The organism is Photobacterium pectinilyticum (genome assembly GCF_024357955.1).
GTDB lineage: Bacteria > Pseudomonadota > Gammaproteobacteria > Enterobacterales > Vibrionaceae > Photobacterium > Photobacterium pectinilyticum.
This window is the reverse complement of sequence record NZ_JANEYT010000036.1, coordinates 1-18,583: the sequence shown is the minus strand read 5'-3', so window position 1 is coordinate 18,583 and position 18,583 is coordinate 1. Positions and strand designations below refer to the sequence as shown.

The 18,583-nt window shown below is 47.3% G+C and carries 15 protein-coding genes and 1 pseudogene; 11 read left to right on the top strand and 5 right to left on the bottom strand.

Annotation, left to right across the window (positions count from 1 at the left end; all coding sequences use genetic code 11):
• Positions 1-398: 398 nt before the first annotated feature.
• From NHN17_RS15285 to menE, 5 genes are read left to right on the top strand one after another with little or no spacing between them, the layout of a single operon-like run.
• Positions 399-1,715: an isochorismate synthase gene (locus NHN17_RS15285; protein ID WP_255043442.1), complete on the top strand. Its 1,317-nt coding sequence runs from the start codon at positions 399-401 to the stop codon at positions 1,713-1,715.
• Positions 1,712-3,439 carry a 2-succinyl-5-enolpyruvyl-6-hydroxy-3-cyclohexene-1-carboxylic-acid synthase gene (menD, locus tag NHN17_RS15280; RefSeq protein WP_255043441.1) on the top strand — a complete coding sequence of 576 codons (1,728 nt, stop codon included), beginning with the start codon at positions 1,712-1,714 and terminating at the stop codon, positions 3,437-3,439. Before NHN17_RS15285 ends, menD begins: the two co-directional genes overlap by 4 nt.
• A complete protein-coding gene (gene menH, locus NHN17_RS15275; protein WP_255043440.1) occupies positions 3,423-4,244 on the top strand; it encodes a 2-succinyl-6-hydroxy-2,4-cyclohexadiene-1-carboxylate synthase in 822 nt (273 codons plus the stop codon). Before menD ends, menH begins: the two co-directional genes overlap by 17 nt.
• A 24-nt stretch (positions 4,245-4,268) precedes the next feature.
• Complete coding sequence (menC, locus tag NHN17_RS15270; RefSeq protein WP_255043470.1) at positions 4,269-5,243, top strand: o-succinylbenzoate synthase; 975 nt, start codon at positions 4,269-4,271, stop codon at positions 5,241-5,243.
• Positions 5,231-6,694 carry an o-succinylbenzoate--CoA ligase gene (menE, locus tag NHN17_RS15265; protein ID WP_303629414.1) on the top strand — a complete coding sequence of 488 codons (1,464 nt, stop codon included), beginning with the start codon at positions 5,231-5,233 and terminating at the stop codon, positions 6,692-6,694. Before menC ends, menE begins: the two co-directional genes overlap by 13 nt.
• A 123-nt stretch (positions 6,695-6,817) precedes the next feature.
• Here menE and NHN17_RS15260 read toward each other — a convergent pair whose 3' ends face one another.
• The 4 genes from NHN17_RS15260 to NHN17_RS15245 form a co-directional block, all read right to left on the bottom strand.
• Positions 6,818-7,843 carry a polysaccharide pyruvyl transferase family protein gene (locus tag NHN17_RS15260; RefSeq protein ID WP_255043439.1) on the bottom strand — a complete coding sequence of 342 codons (1,026 nt, stop codon included), beginning with the start codon at positions 7,841-7,843 and terminating at the stop codon, positions 6,818-6,820.
• Positions 7,844-8,092: 249 nt separating this feature from the next.
• Entirely contained in the window at positions 8,093-9,961 is a 1,869-nt protein-coding gene (locus NHN17_RS15255) for an MFS transporter (protein ID WP_255043438.1), read from the bottom strand.
• Positions 9,962-10,109: 148 nt separating this feature from the next.
• Positions 10,110-10,706 carry a TetR/AcrR family transcriptional regulator gene (locus tag NHN17_RS15250; RefSeq protein WP_255043437.1) on the bottom strand — a complete coding sequence of 199 codons (597 nt, stop codon included), beginning with the start codon at positions 10,704-10,706 and terminating at the stop codon, positions 10,110-10,112.
• A gap of 274 nt (positions 10,707-10,980) precedes the next feature.
• Positions 10,981-11,379 carry an NINE protein gene (locus NHN17_RS15245; protein ID WP_255043436.1) on the bottom strand — a complete coding sequence of 133 codons (399 nt, stop codon included), beginning with the start codon at positions 11,377-11,379 and terminating at the stop codon, positions 10,981-10,983.
• Between the two features lie 195 nt (positions 11,380-11,574).
• On the opposite strand from NHN17_RS15245, the gene NHN17_RS15240 reads away from it, so the two are divergent.
• Both NHN17_RS15240 and NHN17_RS15235 read left to right on the top strand, forming a co-directional pair.
• The gene (locus NHN17_RS15240; protein ID WP_255043435.1) at positions 11,575-12,462 is read left to right on the top strand and encodes a Tim44 domain-containing protein; all 888 of its coding nucleotides are present in this window, start codon (positions 11,575-11,577) and stop codon (positions 12,460-12,462) included.
• A gap of 165 nt (positions 12,463-12,627) precedes the next feature.
• Positions 12,628-12,873 (top strand): TIGR02647 family protein, encoded by a 246-nt coding sequence (locus NHN17_RS15235; protein ID WP_255043433.1) that lies wholly within the window; start codon positions 12,628-12,630, stop codon positions 12,871-12,873.
• On the opposite strand, the gene NHN17_RS15230 is transcribed toward NHN17_RS15235, so the two are convergent.
• Positions 12,870-13,118, bottom strand: a complete 249-nt coding sequence (locus NHN17_RS15230) for a YkgJ family cysteine cluster protein (RefSeq protein WP_255043431.1) — start codon at positions 13,116-13,118, stop codon at positions 12,870-12,872. The two genes, NHN17_RS15235 and NHN17_RS15230, sit on opposite strands and share 4 nt — an antisense overlap.
• A gap of 232 nt (positions 13,119-13,350) precedes the next feature.
• Between NHN17_RS15230 and NHN17_RS15225 the strand changes: the two genes are divergently transcribed.
• The 4 genes and pseudogenes from NHN17_RS15225 to NHN17_RS15210 form a co-directional block, all read left to right on the top strand.
• Positions 13,351-13,797 (top strand): YcgN family cysteine cluster protein, encoded by a 447-nt coding sequence (locus tag NHN17_RS15225; protein WP_255043430.1) that lies wholly within the window; start codon positions 13,351-13,353, stop codon positions 13,795-13,797.
• Positions 13,798-14,012: 215 nt separating this feature from the next.
• Entirely contained in the window at positions 14,013-15,608 is a 1,596-nt protein-coding gene (locus NHN17_RS15220; RefSeq protein WP_255043429.1) for a site-specific integrase, read from the top strand.
• Positions 15,605-17,467, top strand: coding sequence for a hypothetical protein (locus NHN17_RS15215; RefSeq protein WP_255043428.1), 1,863 nt, complete (start codon positions 15,605-15,607; stop codon positions 17,465-17,467). The genes NHN17_RS15220 and NHN17_RS15215 overlap by 4 nt, the downstream gene beginning before the upstream one ends.
• A 3-nt stretch (positions 17,468-17,470) precedes the next feature.
• Positions 17,471-18,514: pseudogene (locus NHN17_RS15210) on the top strand (hypothetical protein); the annotation flags it as partial.
• Between the last annotated feature and the right edge of the window lie 69 nt (positions 18,515-18,583).

Sequence of the window (18,583 nt, the reverse complement as noted above, 5' to 3'; positions counted from 1 at the left end):
GGTGACAAAACAGGGGGTATTCACCTCTTTGAGTAGAATAAAATATTACAATGCAGGGGTTTGCTGGAGATTTAAACAAAAAATGCCGCTATTTGAGCCGGAATTGTCGAAATTGACGGCAAAATAATATCTTGTTCGCCCGCTATCAGCACTGCTCGGTCATTATGGGGCCGATGCATTGAATTGTGATGAGATATGAAGACTCATGTTGAGTCATTACTTTATTAGTCAGAATAGGAGTTCTGAGGTAGAATGCCAGCATTCGTATGTGGTCTATTGTTTGCAGCTGTTTGATTTGCTGGAGGACCACATATAGGGCGAAAGATGCTAATTGATTAGCCATTTACCGTCAGCCAGGGATGAGCCAATTTTGTGCTTGAGAGCTGAGTGAGGTTACCTTGACCGCGTTACAAAAAGCCGTTGAGTTACTACTTGAAAAAATTCGACAATCCACGCCAACAACTCAACGAATCACGGTAAAGCTGGATCTGCCGGCTAATACCGATCTGATTGATTGGATGGAATCCCAACCCCTGTTTCCTAAGTTTTACTGGCAGTCCCGTGATTGCCGCGAGGAAGTAGTGGCGCTCGGGCAAATTAAAACATTTACCGATCCTAAAGCTGCCGAGAAAATCCTGGCAGATGATCAGCGTATTTGGGGAGGCCGCTCATTTGATGGTCGTACCCAGCGCAACAGACGATGCATGCCTTCTTTTTTCTTCCTGCCGTTGTTGGAAATCTTCCGTTTGGACGGTGGCTGGAATATTGCTGTGAACCTGTCTGCTGAGAGCCAAGTAAAAGTGGTTGAGGCGTTGGCCCAGCTAACGCTTGATGCAGTTGAAGTCCCGCTGATCACCAGCAAGATTTTAGGCCGGACATATAGCCCGGACTTCGCGGGCTGGTCACAGATGATAGGTAACGCCCTCGATGCAATTTCTCAGAAAGTGTTCGAGAAGGTGGTCTTGGCGCGTAAAACGACCCTAACCCTCGATACGCCTGTCTCTCCGGCCCAGTTGTTAAAAGCGAGCCGTGACAGTAACCATAACAGCTTCCATTTTATGATGGCACTCGATGCCAAGCATTGTTTTGTCGGCTCGACCCCTGAGCGGTTGTTCCTGCGCCAAGAGCAAGACCTGCTCACCGAGGCATTGGCAGGCACTATCGGCCGTGGTGTAGACATGGCGGAAGATAATCGCTTGGCACAATGGCTGCTTGATGACAACAAGAACCGTTATGAAAACCGCTTGGTCGTGGATGATATCGTTGACCGTTTGGTTCCTCGTTGCATCAGCATGAATGTGGCTCAGACGCCAGAGCTTATTCGCCTGCGCAAGGTACAGCACCTTAAGCGGGGAATCGATGCCCAACTTAATGACGGCGTTGAAAACTCGGAACTGCTCGATAGCTTACAGCCTACGGCGGCCATTGCGGGTCTGCCAAGGGATAAAGCGTTGGACTTTATCAGCGAGCATGAGCCCTTTGCCCGTGGTTGGTACAGTGGTGCGGTCGGTTTTCTGGGCGCGCGGCGCAGTGAATTTTGTGTCGCTATCCGTAGTGCGTTGATTATGGGTGACGAGTTACACCTGTTTGCCGGAGCCGGTATCGTTCCGGGATCGACCGCAGACAGTGAGTGGAAAGAGCTGGATCGTAAAACATCGACGCTTTGCAGCTTACTGGCCAGTGATGAGCCTGATTGGGAGCGCCAGACGGCATGAGCAATGGGGTTTCGACAAGAGCTGCCTTGAACCAGTTGTGGGCAGGGCTCATGCTTGAAGAGTTAGTACGCCATGGGGTAAAGCATATCTGTATTGCCCCTGGGTCTCGTTCTACACCGCTGACACTGGCTGCCGCTAAAAACGGTAAACTGGTCATTCACACTCACTTCGACGAGCGTGGGTTGGGTTTTCTCGCCCTTGGCCTCGCCAAAGCAACCAATGAGCCTGTCGCGGTAGTGGTAACATCCGGTACCGCCGTGGCCAACCTGCTACCTTCAGTCGCCGAAAGCGGCTTGACTGGGGAAAAGCTTGTGTTGCTCACTTCAGATCGCCCGGTTGAGCTGATCGATTGTGGGGCCAACCAAGCTATCCGTCAGCACGGGATATTCTCTACCCATGTCACCGCGTTTGAAGATATTCCTTCTCCGACCCAGGACATCAGTCCGGCATGGCTACTATCTACTGTAGATAAAGCCATGTACCAGCAGGCACAGCGTGGTGGTGCGGTCCATTTCAATTGTCATTACCCCGAGCCGCTCTATGGTGATGAAAGGGATTTTTCCGACTACCTCCAACCTGTCCAATATTGGCAAGAGAGCCATTCGCGCTTTACCCAGTACGTGGATGCCGAACGAAACGGCGTTGCTTTCGATGCTAAGCAGTGGCAAGACATGCAAGGTAAGAAAGGGATCGTGATTGCTGGCCGGGTAGCTCCGGGTGAACTTGCCGCTGTGAGTGCGCTGGCGCAGGCGCTTGGCTGGCCGCTGCTAGCCGATCCACAAGCCGGTGGCAGCAGTGACTGGGCTGGATTCGATGTCTGGTTACAAAACGAAGCATGCCATCAGCATTTGTTGCAAGCGGACAATATTATTCAGTTTGGCGGTCGCTTGGTGTCCAAGCGATTAGGGCAGTTTATTAGCGCCAAGCACTGGCAGCATTATTGGCTGGTGGACCCATTGGCAGTAACGCTTGATCCAAGCTGTGCTGCAACGGCGCGCATTCAAGCCAATATCGCTGATTTTTCAGGTTTACTGACGGAACATACTGTCAGTGCTGCACACCTCAACCCGAATAGTGGCTGGGCGGATAGCCTTAAAGTCGCTTCGAACCATTGCCTGACAACGATCCGGAACAAGTACTCGGCATTGAATGAAGTGAGTCTGGCGGCCAATATGATGGATTGGGTTGGCCAATACACGACATTGTTTTTGGGCAATAGCTTGATTGTTCGCTTGTTGGACATGTGTGGCCGTATGCCGCAAAGCGCGACGTTTGCCAACCGCGGTGCATCGGGTATCGATGGTTTGATAGCCACAGCTGCCGGTGTGCAACGTGCGGGTAAGCAGCCTATGCTTTGTGTCTTGGGCGATACCTCGTTGCTTTATGACCTCAATTCGTTGGCTTTACTTAAAGAGATCGAACAGCCAGTAGTGGTATTGGTGACCAACAACGACGGTGGGGCGATTTTTGATTTGCTACCGGTACCGGATGCCCAGAAAGACAGCCTGTACCGCATGCCCCATGGCCTCAGCTTTGGTCATGCCGCGGCAATGTTTGGGTTGGAGTATGCCTGCCCGATCACCCTGGTTGACGCCAAGCTGTCTATTGAAAATGGTTTAGCAACGGTTGGCACGACGCTGATCGAAGTACAGACGCCGGCAGGAGAGAGTGGCGACTTGCTGCGCGAGATGTTTAGCGAGATCAAACATGCGACTTTATTCTGAAACTTTTTACTCTAAAGCCCCCGATTCCAAAGCTCAGGACCTGAGCCCCGAAGCCGCGCTGACTGCACCGACCCTGGTGTTTCTGCATGGCTTGTTGGGTTCCGGCCGTGACTGGTTACAGGTTACCAATCAACTGAGCGGTCAGTATCCCTGCCTGACCGTTGATTTACCCGGTCATGGTCATAGCCGACTAGCCCAAGCTGAAGGCCTCGAGCAAACCAGCCAATGGCTAACTGATACCTTGGTCGCTCGTGGTGTGAAACACTATATCCTGATTGGCTACTCGTTGGGCGCGAGGGTGGCGATGTACCATGCCTGTCATCAAGGTGTTGAACAGAAAGCAAAACTGGTTGGTTTGGTTTTGGAAGGAGGGCATTTCGGGCTACCGCAAAGCGAGCGGACTGCCAGGTTGGACAATGATCAGACGTGGGCGCAACGATTTTCTTCCTTGCCGATTGCTGATGTACTGGCCGATTGGTACCAGCAACCGGTCTTTTCATCGCTGAATCATGACCAAAGACAAGGTTTGATCGCTAAGCGCAGTGATAATCTTGGCTCATCTATAGCACATATGCTACTGGCTACATCGTTAGCCAAACAACCTCTCCTGCAGCCTCAGTTAACCGGGTTGACCATACCTGTGCATTATCTTTGCGGAGAGAAAGATCAAAAGTTTACGCGTCTGGCCGAAGACTCCGACTTATCTTATCAGGTGATTGAAGACGCAGGCCATAATGTTCATGTTGAGCAGCCATACGCTTTTGCCAGAGCAGTAGACGATTTTATTTTAAGTACATTATTTTAAGAATAAGGCCGATGGAGTTTTATGATGCGTAGCGCGAAACTATACCAATACCAGCTTCCTATGGACTCCGGTGTGATCCTGCGTACCCAGCGGTTAGTTAACCGTGAGGGTTGGGTTGTCGAACTGCAAGACGGCGATCAAAAAGGCTACGGTGAAATTGCGCCATTGCCTGAGTTTAGCCAAGAGAGTGCAGAGCAAGCTGGTGAGCAGGCGCAAGCATTGCTGGAGCAGTGGGTAGCAGGTCAGGCTATCGATTTAGAAAAAGCGCTTCCATCTGTTGCGTTTGGTCTGAGTATGGCAGAGCTTGAACTTCAAGGCGGTTTGCCACAAGCCGGTAACTATACAGTTGCTCCGCTTTGTTCGGGTGATCCCGATGATCTGGTTATTGCATTGAATGACATGCCGGGCGAGAAAGTGGCCAAAATAAAAGTCGGCATGTACGAAGCCGTGCGTGATGGCATGGTCGCTAATATGTTTATCGACTCTATTCCAGGGATCCGCCTGCGTTTGGATGCCAACCGCCAGTGGACACCACTGAAAGCCCAGCAGTTTGCCAAGTACGTGAAACCGGAAAACCGTGGCGGTATCGCTTTTCTTGAAGAGCCTTGCCAGTCGCCAGCCGACAGCTTGGCCTTTGCTCAGGAAACCGGGATTAATATTGCCTGGGATGAAACTGTGCGTGATGAAGGCTTCGAGGTAAGAGCTGAGCCGGGTGTGGTGGCGATTGTGATTAAGCCGACATTGGTCGGTAGTGTACAGCGTTGTATCGAACTGGTTAAACAGGCGAACGAACAAGATTTGACTGCTGTGATCAGCTCAAGCATGGAAACCAGCCTTGGCTTGAACCAGCTAGCCCGTTTTGCTGAATGGCAGACGCCGGATGTGATCCCTGGTCTTGATACCATGCAGTTGTTCCTCAGCCAGCTGGAAACACCGTGGCCGCAGTGTAAGTTGCCGCTGAAAACCTTGGCTGAGCTGGATGTGGCATGGTCGAAGTAAGGCAAACTGTTCATGTGGAGGCCATCGCGGACGTGACGTTTTCCACATGGCCATGGCAACATTGGGCAAAAGAGCGACCTTCAGCGGTCGCTCTCTCATTTGGCGAGCAGCAATTCAGCTGGGCTGAATTGGCTGAACGAACTGATGAATATGCCCAAGGCTTGGTAGAGCAGGGCCTGAAACGAGATCAGCTAGTGGCTGTTGTGGCTCCTAATTCGGTATCGGTGATCTGGTTATTGTTGGCCATATTGCGAGCCGGGGCGCGCTATGTTGGGTTAAACCCACGCTTGAGTCAGCAGGAGCTATCTAACCAATTGGCACAACTTGAGTGTGACTTTGTTTGGTATCCGGCTAAATCCGGTATTGCGTTGGACAGTGTTCAAGGCTATGAACCGGACAGTAAACAAGCGCTACCACCGCGTTTACAACTGCTGCCACCGCAAACGCCGCGTATGGTGCCGGTTACTTGGCAAGCTTCTCGTGCCGCGACCATGACCATGACCTCAGGATCGACAGGTAACCCAAAAGCCGTAGTGCATAATGCGCAAAGTCATTTGGCTAGCGCAGCAGGTTTGCTGCAATGGATGTCGTTTGATGCTGAGGATAGTTGGCTGTTGTCACTGCCGTTATTTCATATATCCGGTATGGCGATTGTTTGGCGCTGGCTGTATCGCGGCGCGAAACTCGTTGTTGCCTCCTCGCAGGGTTTGGACGTGGCACTGGGGAAAGTTACCCACGCATCATTGGTACCTACCCAGCTCCAGCGGCTGCTGGAGAATAACCGTGGTGCATCTCTTTCATTGAAGCGAGTATTGCTGGGCGGGGCAGCGATCCCGGTTAGCCTTACAGAGTGTGCGAAACAAGCCGGTATTGAGTGCTGGTGCGGTTATGGTATGACTGAAATGGCCTCGACGGTCACGGTTAAGCCTGCCGATGGCAGTGCGGGTGTCGGCGCAGTATTGCCAAACCGTGAGCTAACGCTTAAAGATGGCGAAGTGCTGGTCAAAGGGAAGACCTTGGGAATGGGGTATTACCGCAACCGCACTATCTTTCCTTTTTCTGATCAAGAATGGTTTGCCACTAAAGATCTAGCCGATTGGCAAGATGAAGAGCTGTTCATCCGTGGCCGCAAGGACAATATGTTCATTTCCGGCGGTGAGAATATCCAGCCAGAAGAGGTTGAGAAAGTGCTATTGGCACACCCTGCGGTACAACAAGCCTTTATATTGCCAACGGACGATGCGGAATATGGCCAGCGTCCGGTCGCCGTATTGACTACTTCTTGTGAGTTGGACAAAACATTGGTGGATAATCTTACCCACTACATGAGACAGCAGGTTATGGGGCTTCGCCGCCCGGTATGCTACTTACCGTTGCCCGATCATCTGGCGACAGGCGGGATAAAAACATCCCGAAAACAACTGGCGCTGTGGTTGGTAAAGCAGCAATAAAGGGTTGAATTGAAAAAGGCCAGTGGCATTTGACCACTGGCCTTGTTTGATACTGTAATGATCAGAAAGTTTACTCTCAAAGCCATATTTTGATTGTGACTTGTAATTACAGCATACAGTGCGCTATTTCACTATCAAGTCATTAATCTCTTTGAACATGCACTCTATTTTGGTCGGTGCCTCATTGATATAATTTAAAATATTTGACTCTTCTTCTGAAGTGAATTTTTTAAATTCTGAGGTGGTAATATCTGGTTCAGTTACAATTCTTGAGCTCTCAATACCTACATCTGATAAAATACCTTCAATTTTATGAGAGTTAGATTTTAATGCTAAAAATGGTGTTAGGGTTTTCAATGAAAAGCAAAGTGAATGATATCTGGCGATTATCATGAATTGTGAACTTGCTATCTTATTAACATAGCTTTCGTAGTCATTTAAATAGTAAAACTTTCTTATTTTTTTATATTTAAATTTAATTAGTTTTAGCTTGTAAAAAGGATATCTTATTGCTTTGAACAAATTAGACTCAGCATGTTTCAATAAAGCATTAACAGTAAATTTTCTAATTTTACTGTTCGTTTTAGCTGGCAAGAACTCATATCCTTCTTCTAAACTTAAAAGATACAATTTCTCACTTAAGTCGAAATAGACACTATCTGTAATGCCTGTTCTTCCGGTAGTGGCTTTTTTCGACAAGTCATACTGAGAGTAAAATGACATGTCCGGCACTACTTTCGATTTTATATCATACTTGGCTAATTCTTGCTGGCTTAAGCTTTCTCGTACAAAAATCAAATCATAGCACTTAATACTCTCAATAATTTCACTGTTATTTTCTTGACATGTGGAATTAATAAGTACTACAGGTATATTTAAGTTTTCCTTAACATAATTTCCAACTGATATTAGGTCTTTAGCTCTGGGTTGTGAGTGGTGTAAGGTTCCTTCACCATTAACAATGACAATATCAGCTTGAGACATACTCGCTATAAAGCTTTTATTCTCGACCCATGGTTTTCCCACAGGATGAGTGTCTATAGTTTTTATTCCATTTTGAAGTAAAAGATCTTTTATGTTCTTTACAACTGTTTCACAGCCATGATGCGATTCAAATGATGTATCATTTAAGATTACAGCTTTTTTCATATGTATACCTGTCTAAACCTAAGCTTTTTTCTTTTTATCTTTAGCTGCACTACGTCTCGGCACCTTCATTTGCCCAAAAAAATTTAGCTGTAAATTAATTCTGAACTTTTCTAGGGCTTGATGACTTGGACTCGCGTAACGCTTCTCAAACCAGTGGACCAAGGGGTTGATGAGAGTGCTGGCAGTGCGTTGATAAAGCCGATTAACATGCCGGATTTTAGCTCTTTTGGGAGCTAACAACTAGCATGTTCATCGACTATCTCCCCGCAACTTCAGTACTTCCTCACGCAAATGGCTGCTGTTGGTGTCTTCAGGCTGTACGGGCTGCCCGGCCACAATCGTCACTTTTGACCAGAAGCGCTTCGGTACCTTCAACAAAGCCCGGCCGCCTTCTCGGCTGAAAATACTTCCCCACAAACCCTGGATAGCCACGGGTATTACCGGAACGGGAGAGCGCTTGATAATAAGATCAATCCCCCGCATGAAAGGCCCCATTTCGCCATCATAGGTTAATTGGCCCTCGGGAAAGACACAGACCACATCACCACGTTCAAGCTGTTTACTGACATCAACGAAGGCTTTCATGATCGATCTTCTATCCGTTGCATCAATAGGTACCACTTTACAGGCACGGCAAAAGCTACGGATCATCGGTAAGTTATAGATGTCCCTATCCATCAAAAAGCGAATAGGGCGCGGACAAGCGCCGGCTAGCAGTAGGGCATCCATATAACTTACATGGTTACAAACAATCAGCGCGCCGCCTTTCTCTGGAATGTTGGTGAGGTTTTTATGGGTCACCCGGTACATGGTGTGACTGACGAGCCAAACCATAAAGCGCCAGAAAAAATCAGGTGCCTGAGCGTATAGGTAGATCACTACGACAAGGTTCAGCACCGAGAGGATCAGGAAGAACTGAGGTATGGTGAACTCCAGAACCGCCAGCACCACAATCCCACTGATTGCACTGATAACCATGAAAATCGCATTCCAAATATTGTTGGCCGCAATCACCTGGGCACGCTCGGTTTCCTTGGCTCGGTGTTGCATCATGGCATACAGCGGCACAATAAATATCCCGCCTGACACTCCAAGCATGGTCAGGCAAACAAAGACACTGAGCAATTGGGGATCTGTCACAAACGCGACAATGGATTGGGTTTCTGGCAGTGAACTTGGTGTACTGAACATCAGACCGGCACCAAAGAGGGTTATCCCCATGCTGCCCAGTGGAACGATACCCGGTTCGATGCGATGGCCCGACATGCGGTCACACAGCAGCGATCCGATAGCGATGCCTATTGAAAACAGTGTTAGTAGAAAAGAAACCGATGCAGCATTACCGCCTAAGTGTAGTTTGGCAAAGTTCGGAAATTGTGTCAGGTAGCTGGCCCCGAGGAACCAGAACCAGCTGATCCCCAAAATGCATTGGAAAACGGTTTTATCTTTGCGGGCAATAGCCAAGGTTTTACGGGTCTGCCGTACCGGTTGCCATTTGAATTTCAGATCCGGGTTTCTCGGTTTAGTCGCGGGGATCCCTTGTGAACACAAATAGCCAATAACCGCAAAGCTAACCACACTGATTGCGGCGATATAGGTTGCCTGCTCTTGATTGGCAATGACGCCGGCGAGCAAAGTACCAATAAGGATAGCCAGGAAGGTGCCGGTTTCGACCAAGGCGTTACCTGAGACCAGCTCTTCTTTTTTCAGCTGCTCGGGAAGCAGAGCATACTTGGCGGGGCCAAAAAATGCTGACTGGGTACCCATCAGGAACAGCAGGATCAGCAACATCAGGTAGTTTTCGCTGATAAAGGCAAAGGCTGCCAGTGACATTATGACAATCTCTGCCATTTTCACCACCCGCATGATGGTGGCCTTGTCGTACTTATCGGTGATCACACCTGCGGTCGCGGAGAATAGGAAAAATGGCAAAATAAATAAGCCCGCAGCCAAGTTGATGATCAGATCGCTATCTACCGGCAAGGCGCCAGGTGCCGCAAAGGCGAACAGGATAAGCAAAACATTTTTGTAGATATTGTCGTTGAAGGCCCCAAAGGCCTGTGTAAGGAAGTAGGGCAAGAAGCGCCGCTGGGTTAGAAGTCTAGACTGATCTGACATGAATGCTTTAGCCTGAGTTCGAATTGATCATCGAAAGTAATCACCGCAGGTATTGCGGGTTGAAAAATGACGTTATCACTTGTTGACATGGGAGTATAGATATCTGGCCTTAAAGAAGGCCAGTGGTAGCATAATTAAGCGTTGTTAATTAGCCTTTCCAAGCATTAAGGTAAGTGCTTAGTAGGTTATTAATTAATGCTTTGCCATCGACAGGGACTGAGGTGAACAGCTTGTCGTCAACTGACAGCAAGGTGATCCCATGTACACCAGACCAGATCACACGGCTTGCCTCAAGGGTTTCATCGCTGCTGAGCTGAGGGTTGATTTGTTGAATAAGGGTTTCCAACATACCTGTCATGTTGTTGATACGTTCCGACTGCCACTCAGGCAGTTCTTCACCGTTCATGGTGTGTTGGAAAATCAACTGCCAGCGGTATGGGTTTCGCGAGGCAAAGTTAAGGTAACAAAAGGCAAGGCGCTTTAGGGCATCTTCCGCTGATGAGGCTTCTTTCATTTCTGCTTCTGCTTCTGCGAACAGCTCATCAAGAGTCTGAGCAACAGCGTGTAGCAGTAGCAGGTTGTAGTTGCCGAACACGTTAACCAAAGTACTTGGCACATAACCAATCATAGCTGCGACTTTGCGCAGGCTAAGTTCATGGTGGGGGTGCTGGGCGAGAAAGTTTTTGACTTGCTCCAGTGTCATACTTACCAACTCTTCGCGAGTATGGTCGTTTCGTCTTGCCATCGAAGTTACTCTTAATCGAATAAGTCTTATTTTGCTTAATTGTAATATGCCCCACTCAAGTGGGTATGATGCAAAATAAGTTTTTTTGCAGAAAGGCAAAAAATAATTAGAACATTGTTCGATATTCTAGTGTTAACCACAATAATAGGTCAAGTACCTTATCTTTCTCGACAACTATTTCTAACAATTACTTGGTGAGTTGTGAGCCTAGTCATGGCAAATGCCAGCACTTTTCTGAATGCTAGCATCATTATTCACGACTTTGGCAGCGCAGTTAAGCCCGGCGCCGCTCTTGGTTTTGCATCGAGACTTGATCGTTGAGGGTCCAGAAATCGACCAAGATACCGATGAGGAAAAAGCCGAAGGTGCATAGGTACAAAATACCGGTGAGCCATTTCCCCATGTACATTCGGTGTAGGCCAAACACACCAAGGAACGTCAGCAGTAGCCAGGCGACGGTATAGTCGATCTCTCCGCCCTGGAAGCGCAGGTCTGCTTCTCTGTCCATGGAAGGGATCAGGAACAGGTCAATTAACCACCCGATGCCTAACAGCCCCAGCGTGAAAAACCAGATAGTGCCGGTAACCGGCTTGCCGTAGTAAAAGCGGTGGGCACCGGTAAAACCGAAAATCCACAATAGATATCCGATCAGTTTGCTGTGAGTATCTTGCATATATGATCCCGTCTATATAAAAATTATTAACACTTTGAAGTTATTAAGGTTAAACCTTAGCCCAGTCTAGCATGACAAGACAGAATTTCATGGATACTAAATATTAGTAACAATTTGCTTATGTGGTTTGGTTGACATTCAGTTGAAGCGGTTTACGATGCAACGTTCAATATAAGGCAAAGGTAATTCATTCAAATGAAACGCATCTTCACAATATTTGCCCTGATCTTAACGGTCGCGTTTATCGCGCCAGAGGTTGAGGCAAAGAGATTTGGTGGCGGTAAATCATTTGGCAAAAGCTTTAAAACTGCGCCAGTGAAAAAGCAGCAACCGCAACAAACGGACAACTTGAGACAGCAGCAGCAACCTGGTGCTAATCAAGCAGCAAACTCAAGCAGGAAAGGACTGATGGGCGGCCTGATGGGCGGACTATTAGCGGGTGGATTGCTTGCAGCCTTCTTTGGCGGTGCGTTTGAAGGTATCCAGTTTATGGATATTTTGATTATGGGCTTGATTGCCTATGTTATCCTCAAATTATTCAAAACTATGCGCAGCGCGAAATCGACCCCAATGGGTCACCGCGAAGCGTATTCTGGTAACTCCCCGCGTCAGCCGCAGCAACCGAACCAGTTCCGCCAGCAGGCGAATCAGGGTGGTCAAGGTGGCATGGCACAGGATGAGTACGTATCAACCGATAGCGATGTACCATTCAATCTGCCTCCGGGCTTTAATATGAATGCATTCCTAAACGGTTCTCGCGAGCACTACCGTGTTCTCCAGGGTGCGTGGAACCATAATGAGCTAGACACAATCCGTGAGTATGTCAGCCCAGCATTGCTTGATGACTTGATTGCCGAACGTGCCAAGCTTGACGGCGAACAGCATACCGAAGTGATGTACGTTGATGCCGAGTTGGTGCGTGCTGACTACGATGCGAATATCGCGCAGTTGAGCATTAAATTCTCTGGCCGTTACAAAGACCGACAGGACGGTGTTGAAGAGGATATTACTGATATTTGGCACCTTGAGCGTGATTTGCGTGCACCAAATGCACCTTGGTTGATTGTAGGTATCCAAGCATAACGGTTAAATGCAAAATTGAATAAGCCGCCCCTCCGGGCGGTTTTTTTATAGCAAAAATATGATCTTGCTCGCTTTCGCGATGTCACTGAATTGATCTCAACACCTACAAATATTCTGCCAAGCCGCTAGTATTATTGTTAGGTTAATTCAGTAAGAGAGAGAAGCATGCCGTACAATGCCGATTTAGTTCATGAGATGAATTTGCTAGTTAAATTCCCAATGCACAGTGATTTGGAGGGGATAAAAGTACGCAGTGATGCCATGCCTGAGCTGGTGCAAGCTGCACAGCGGTTGTATGCGAAAGGGTTGGTTACACAGGAAGATGGCGGTTACCTTACGCATTCTGGTCACCAGGCCGTTGAGCACGCCAAGTCTGTTTTGCGTATCTTAACCGGCAAGGTTGCGGTTTAGGTCAGACTTTCCAATTCGGTAATATTATCCAATGCCTGCTTGTTACTGCTTCCACACAGTGACGGGCAGGCTTTAAATTGATGACAGACGGCAGGGCGTTCTGGCTTGCCGAAAATCTTGCACAGATTATTGTCGTTAAGCTGAATGCAGCGAACGCCCGCGGGTTTACCTTTTGGCATACCGGGGATCGGCGAAGAAATACTTGGTGCAATACAGCACGCTCCACAGCCTAATCGACATTCCATCACTAACCACTCATCTACACTAATTAAAACGGTTGCGAACGTTACCACTCTCTCCGCTAGGGATCAAAAAAATGTAGCTTTATCGGCTATGGATAGGAGTGATTCTTATTACACGATGATATTGGTGCTAAAGGGGCGGAAGTACTTGCACTTTGTGGGTGTGAAAGCTATAAAACCGCCTCAATGATAGGCCTTGGCCAGTCGCAAGGTGAGAGCAACAGAAGGCAGAGTGATGACGCAGTATTGGCAAGAGAAAGATTTAAAGGAAATGACCGACCAGGAGTGGGAAGCGCTCTGTGACGGCTGCGGTAAATGCTGCCTGCACAAACTGATCGATGATGATACCGATGAAATCTACTACACCAATGTTGCCTGTAGCTTGCTGGACAACAAGACCTGTTCTTGTAAAGACTACTCAAACCGCTTTGAATCCGGTGAAGAGTGCCTTAAGCTGACCCGCGACCGCATCGACGAGTTCGTCTGGCTACCGGAAACGTGTGCCTACCGTTTGCTGGCTGAAGGCAAAGCACTGCCTGAATGGCACCCATTGCTCACTGGCTCGAAAGATGCCATGCATGCCGCGAATGAGTCGGTACGTGATAGCGTGGTGTATGAGATTGATGTTATCGATTGGGAAGACCACATCCAAAACTTACCTGAATGGGCTAAAAAGAGTTAATTAACTTTGAAAGTTGAGAATGGTTTTTAGTGAGTCATACATTACGTTTGATTCATGATGGCTCAATACAAATCAAGAGTGCCGCCACTGATGCCATATTGTGCAACAGTGGCGGCATTTTTTTGATCGCGACAATGAAAACCCACATAGATAACTATTAAAGTTGAAAACCAGATGTATACTGTTTTTATATACAGTTTGGGTGTGGGGTGTGTATGCCAGAAAGCGATGAAAATCAGAAAAAAATCATACGAAAAGAGGTAGAAATTTCATCTATCCCTAAATTCGTTTACGAGAAACCATTGGTATCCATTGATGAGAATGGCGAACCTCAGGTTACCTACCGTGCCAATGGCAACAAGATCCTCATTAAGAAACTTCCCTTACTCAATATCGTCGGGTACGACAACAAAGATAACCTAATCAGCTACCAGCCGATAAACATGGCCAATGAGTTCTTGTTGTCGAAAGCAATTGATGATGGCGTGCTTGAGCTTGGTACAGATGCACAGGGGCTTGCCCATTACTTTAGCTTTGTATTGGACAAACAGGCTGAGTGGGATGCTGAATACGATGAAGGTGACTTTGACCCTCTCTATGATGACCCCCGCCCAGAATGGAATACCTTTCCTCGTAACAAACAAGAGCGGTTAACCTACCAGTATCGTGATGGAGTCAAGCAGCTCGCTATTGATGGTGTATTGGCTAAAACAACGGCTAGGCAATATATGAGCAGTGTTGTTGGTTTCTATAAACACTGTCTTCGCCAAGGCATCCGCTTTAATAATCCTCCCTTCCAGTTTGAGGCCGTGAATATCCATTTCGAGGCGTCTGCATCCAGTATGAAAGCTTACCAACAAAAGCAGGTGCACACGACGGATATGCGGATTAAGTTTGCTAAGTCATCTCGCAGTGGTGGCACAAACCTCAGTAACCTTCGCCGTGACTTAAAACCTTTTACAAATAGTGAATGGAACATCCTACAAAATATATTGATGAAGTCCCGCAGGGTAGTTCGTCATGGTGACAATAATAAACTGCACTCACTGCCGATTGAGTTTTGCCTGCATCCAATGATTTGCCGTTATACAGGGTTGCGCCGTGAGGAAGCAGCGAGCCTTCATTTGGGACAGATAGTGAACCCCGAAACCATGATTCAGGACGGCAGAGAGGTGTTTAAAAAGCCTGTGATGGATTTGGGTGTCGGTGATAAGTACCAATCACTCACAAAGACCGCCGAGGGCTTCGCAGAGAAGAATAAAAGCCGCGATACCATTATCCCCGCCCCATTGATGAAGATGCTTTACGATTACTCGCAGTCCGACAGGTATCAAAAGCGCCTTGAGAAATTCAAAGCATGGTGCAAGGAGCAGACTGAGGCAGGTAATACGCATTTCTTTGAGGGTGACGATGCCATTAACCCCGAGCTTGAGTACCTGTTTATTACCCAGTCCGGGAAACCTATGTTTACGCGGCTACAAGACTTTACTGGACGCTGGGTTGAAGTACGTAACACTGCAAATCTAACCCAAGGTCTTGACCATCCTATAGTTGGCTCCCTACATAATTTACGGCCAACATTTGCTGTGGATATATTTCGCCATCTTTTAAATAAAAAGGATGAATATGGCAACCCATCAATCACACCCGATGAGGCTCTGGATAAGGTGTCAAGGTTGCTTGGCCATGAAGATAGGGCGACGACCATGGAGTACCTGAAAATAGCACAGGATATGCCCTCTGCCGACGAAATCTACGAGGATGTACTGGACTATATTGGCGCTTTTGAGGACTTGGAAGGGGCACTATGACGCAAGGACGTAAACGTACCAAGATTACAACAAAAAAGACCAGCGCACCTATCATCCCAATTCGTTTTGCAGATATGGTATTAGATTGTGGCAATGGAAACAAATCCCACACTCACCGCCTGCGCTACCGTAACGTGCCGACAGTAAAGCAAATAAAATCAGGGAGTGGCGTGCTAGCGAATCGGGATGATATCGTCAGGGACATTCACCAACGGCTAAACCCATTACCTGAAAACATATCAAAGCAGAATTATTTTTCTGGGCTTGTTATTTACTTTAAATACCTTGATGGTATTGGTTACCACGGTGACCTTTTTACTAATGCAGTCATGATTGATTGCTTAAAGCACTTCAATAAATTACGCGAAAAAGGTGAGCGGGTATCGTTAGCAGGGCAGATTCAAGTCAGCTTATCTTTCTTTTTAAGGCTGTGGAATCGAGAGTCTGACCTCAAGACACTGCCAGAAGTTGCAGCACGCCCTTTGGCTGCAAATAAAGCGTTTCATGTGGAAACAGAGCTGAAGACTTTATCCAAAATATTGGTTAAAGGCGCACTGGTCTTTCAGGAAGCGATTGAGAAAAATGAGTTGCTAGATATTCACCCGTTCTTTGATGAAGAACGGTTTGATGAGCAAGTAAGGCGCAATGGCTGGAAATTAAGGCAAAGTGCAGAAAAGAAAAAGGGCTTCAAGCAGTGCATGAAACCCACAGCTGCAAATATAAAGAGTAGCCCGCTTCCACTTGAGCAATTTCATCGGCAAGCTCTTTATAATCAGGCATCGCGCAATTGGTTTTTCGTGTTCTCAATGCTGACAGGCATGAATACATCGGTGCTTGCTAATGTGCAGCATGGGGATGTTTCATTTAAAAGTATCGGTAGCGGGCGGTTTGTTTTTGACGGTGAGAAGTTCAGGGCGGGTTATAAGGACTTGGATAATAGCGCTGGTTTTAGTCAGCGAACCCAAGAGTTGATTACCCGATGGCTAAAAACATCTAAGGTGATGTACCTATCACTGGGTATCCCGCTGTCAAATGAGCTGCCGCTCTGCCCTTTCTTTAATACCAATGGTGAGGTTTGGACATTCATTAGCCATGGTTCAAATGTTGGCCGCGTCAATACTCAGCTTGAAAAGATAACTGGCTTAACGGTTACTACAAGCCGATTCAGGGCAACAAAATCTGATGTACTGATGCGAGTCACTGAAGACATCTTCCTTGTGTCACAGGGGCTGAATAATGACATAAATGTTGTCGCCCAACGCTACTCGAGTGGTGTTCAGGCAGACCATGATAATAACCTCAATGCCACGTTTGGCGCGTTAAGCGCGGTTGCCAAGGGCGAGGAGATTGGTAAAGCCATCGAGGATGCAAAGGCGATGCGCAGCGATATTTTGTCAGATTATGATTATAAGAATTTGCGCAGCCGTAAAAGCAAAGAGCAGCCATTAATGACAACGCCCAGTGGTATCAAATGCGCAGGAGCAACACCAGAGAAGCTTATTGCGGAAGCGAGGCGCATGAAGCAGTTGGGCATTGATTTTTCCAAAGATACGGGGCGTTGCACGGATTTTCTTGCTTGCTTTGATTGCGACAGTCATAAATTGGTGGCGTCAGAAAATGACATTTGGCTGATGCTGTCATTTTTAGAGCAAATTGAAGACCTCAAGGAGATGGTGGCGAGTAATTCCGCACCTAAAGATGAGTATTTTGTGGTGGAGGGGATGTTGAAAAAAGTCCTTCTCAGGCTGAAACAAAAAGCACCAAAAAATTACGCTCAAGCAAAACAAAAAGTGGATGATGGCGACTACCACCCGCTTTACCAAGACCGAGCCAGCGCAAGTCAATTCTTTAAGGGGTAACTTATGTCTGAAAAGCTTATACAGCTTCGCCAAGAACTTGCTGAGAACCCGTATGTGACGTTTGACTCTGACAAGAACGGAGTGTCACGTGTTTTTGATGTAGAGTGGGACTTTCATGCCCTGAACCAGAATAAAAAAGCACTCTCTTTTAGGCATATTGATGAGAAGTACCGCCATGATATTCAGTCTTACCTCTATGCGCTGATGCAATGGCAAAAGGAAAAATCAAACTCTAACTCCCATGTGGCTGTTAGCACGCTCATAGCCACAAGGAATAGATTAAGCACCATCGCAACACGCTGGGGAAAAAGTGACTTCAGCTTGCTTTCGAGCGAACGAGAGTGGGAGAGATGCAGTAAAACATTGTATGGGGTTGGTGCTGAATTTACGTGCCAAGGTCTTGCCTCTACGATTAACTCACTGAATAAAGCAGATCTTGTATCGCGTTATGTCCATAAACGAGAGTATATCAAGTGGGTTAATCCTGATACGGAGGACGGTGGTCAGGCCATCGCATTTCCTGAAGCGATTCATGTCAGTATTTTAAAAACGGTTGTTAAGTTTGTTGAAACCTATCACCCTTATCGCCATCAGATTTCAGAGGCGATGGAAAAGCTATACACCTATCAGGATGATATGCTGAGTGCTGAGTTAAAAGCACTTGATGTAAGTACCTTAACCGATATGCAAATGATGACATTAAGAAAAAGGATGTCTGACAGAACAAGCAAGTGGCCTGAACGAAAAGCCATTCCTAATTTTTCCTTTTACAGGCGAGGAAACTGGTTAGGTACGCTGCTCAGGATGTGCTTTATCTGTGTCGGTTTATTCTCCGCAGCCCGAAAGGAAGAGCTGCTCTCCATGAATAAAGAGAGCTATGACGATTCACTGGCTGCTGTGCCCAAGGTTTCAGGATTTTCTACAAAAGGAAATAAGGGCGAAAGAATTTATACCACGTGGAATACCGCCCCTATCGCAAAGCTGGCGCTGGAGCTGGCTTTTGATGCCACGCAAGCCGCGAGAAGGTATTCGTTAGAACGGCTAAATAGCTGATCCTAATAGTGCTACATTTTGATAACTCCATGACCGCCTCCTGGAAATGGTGATACGTTGTCC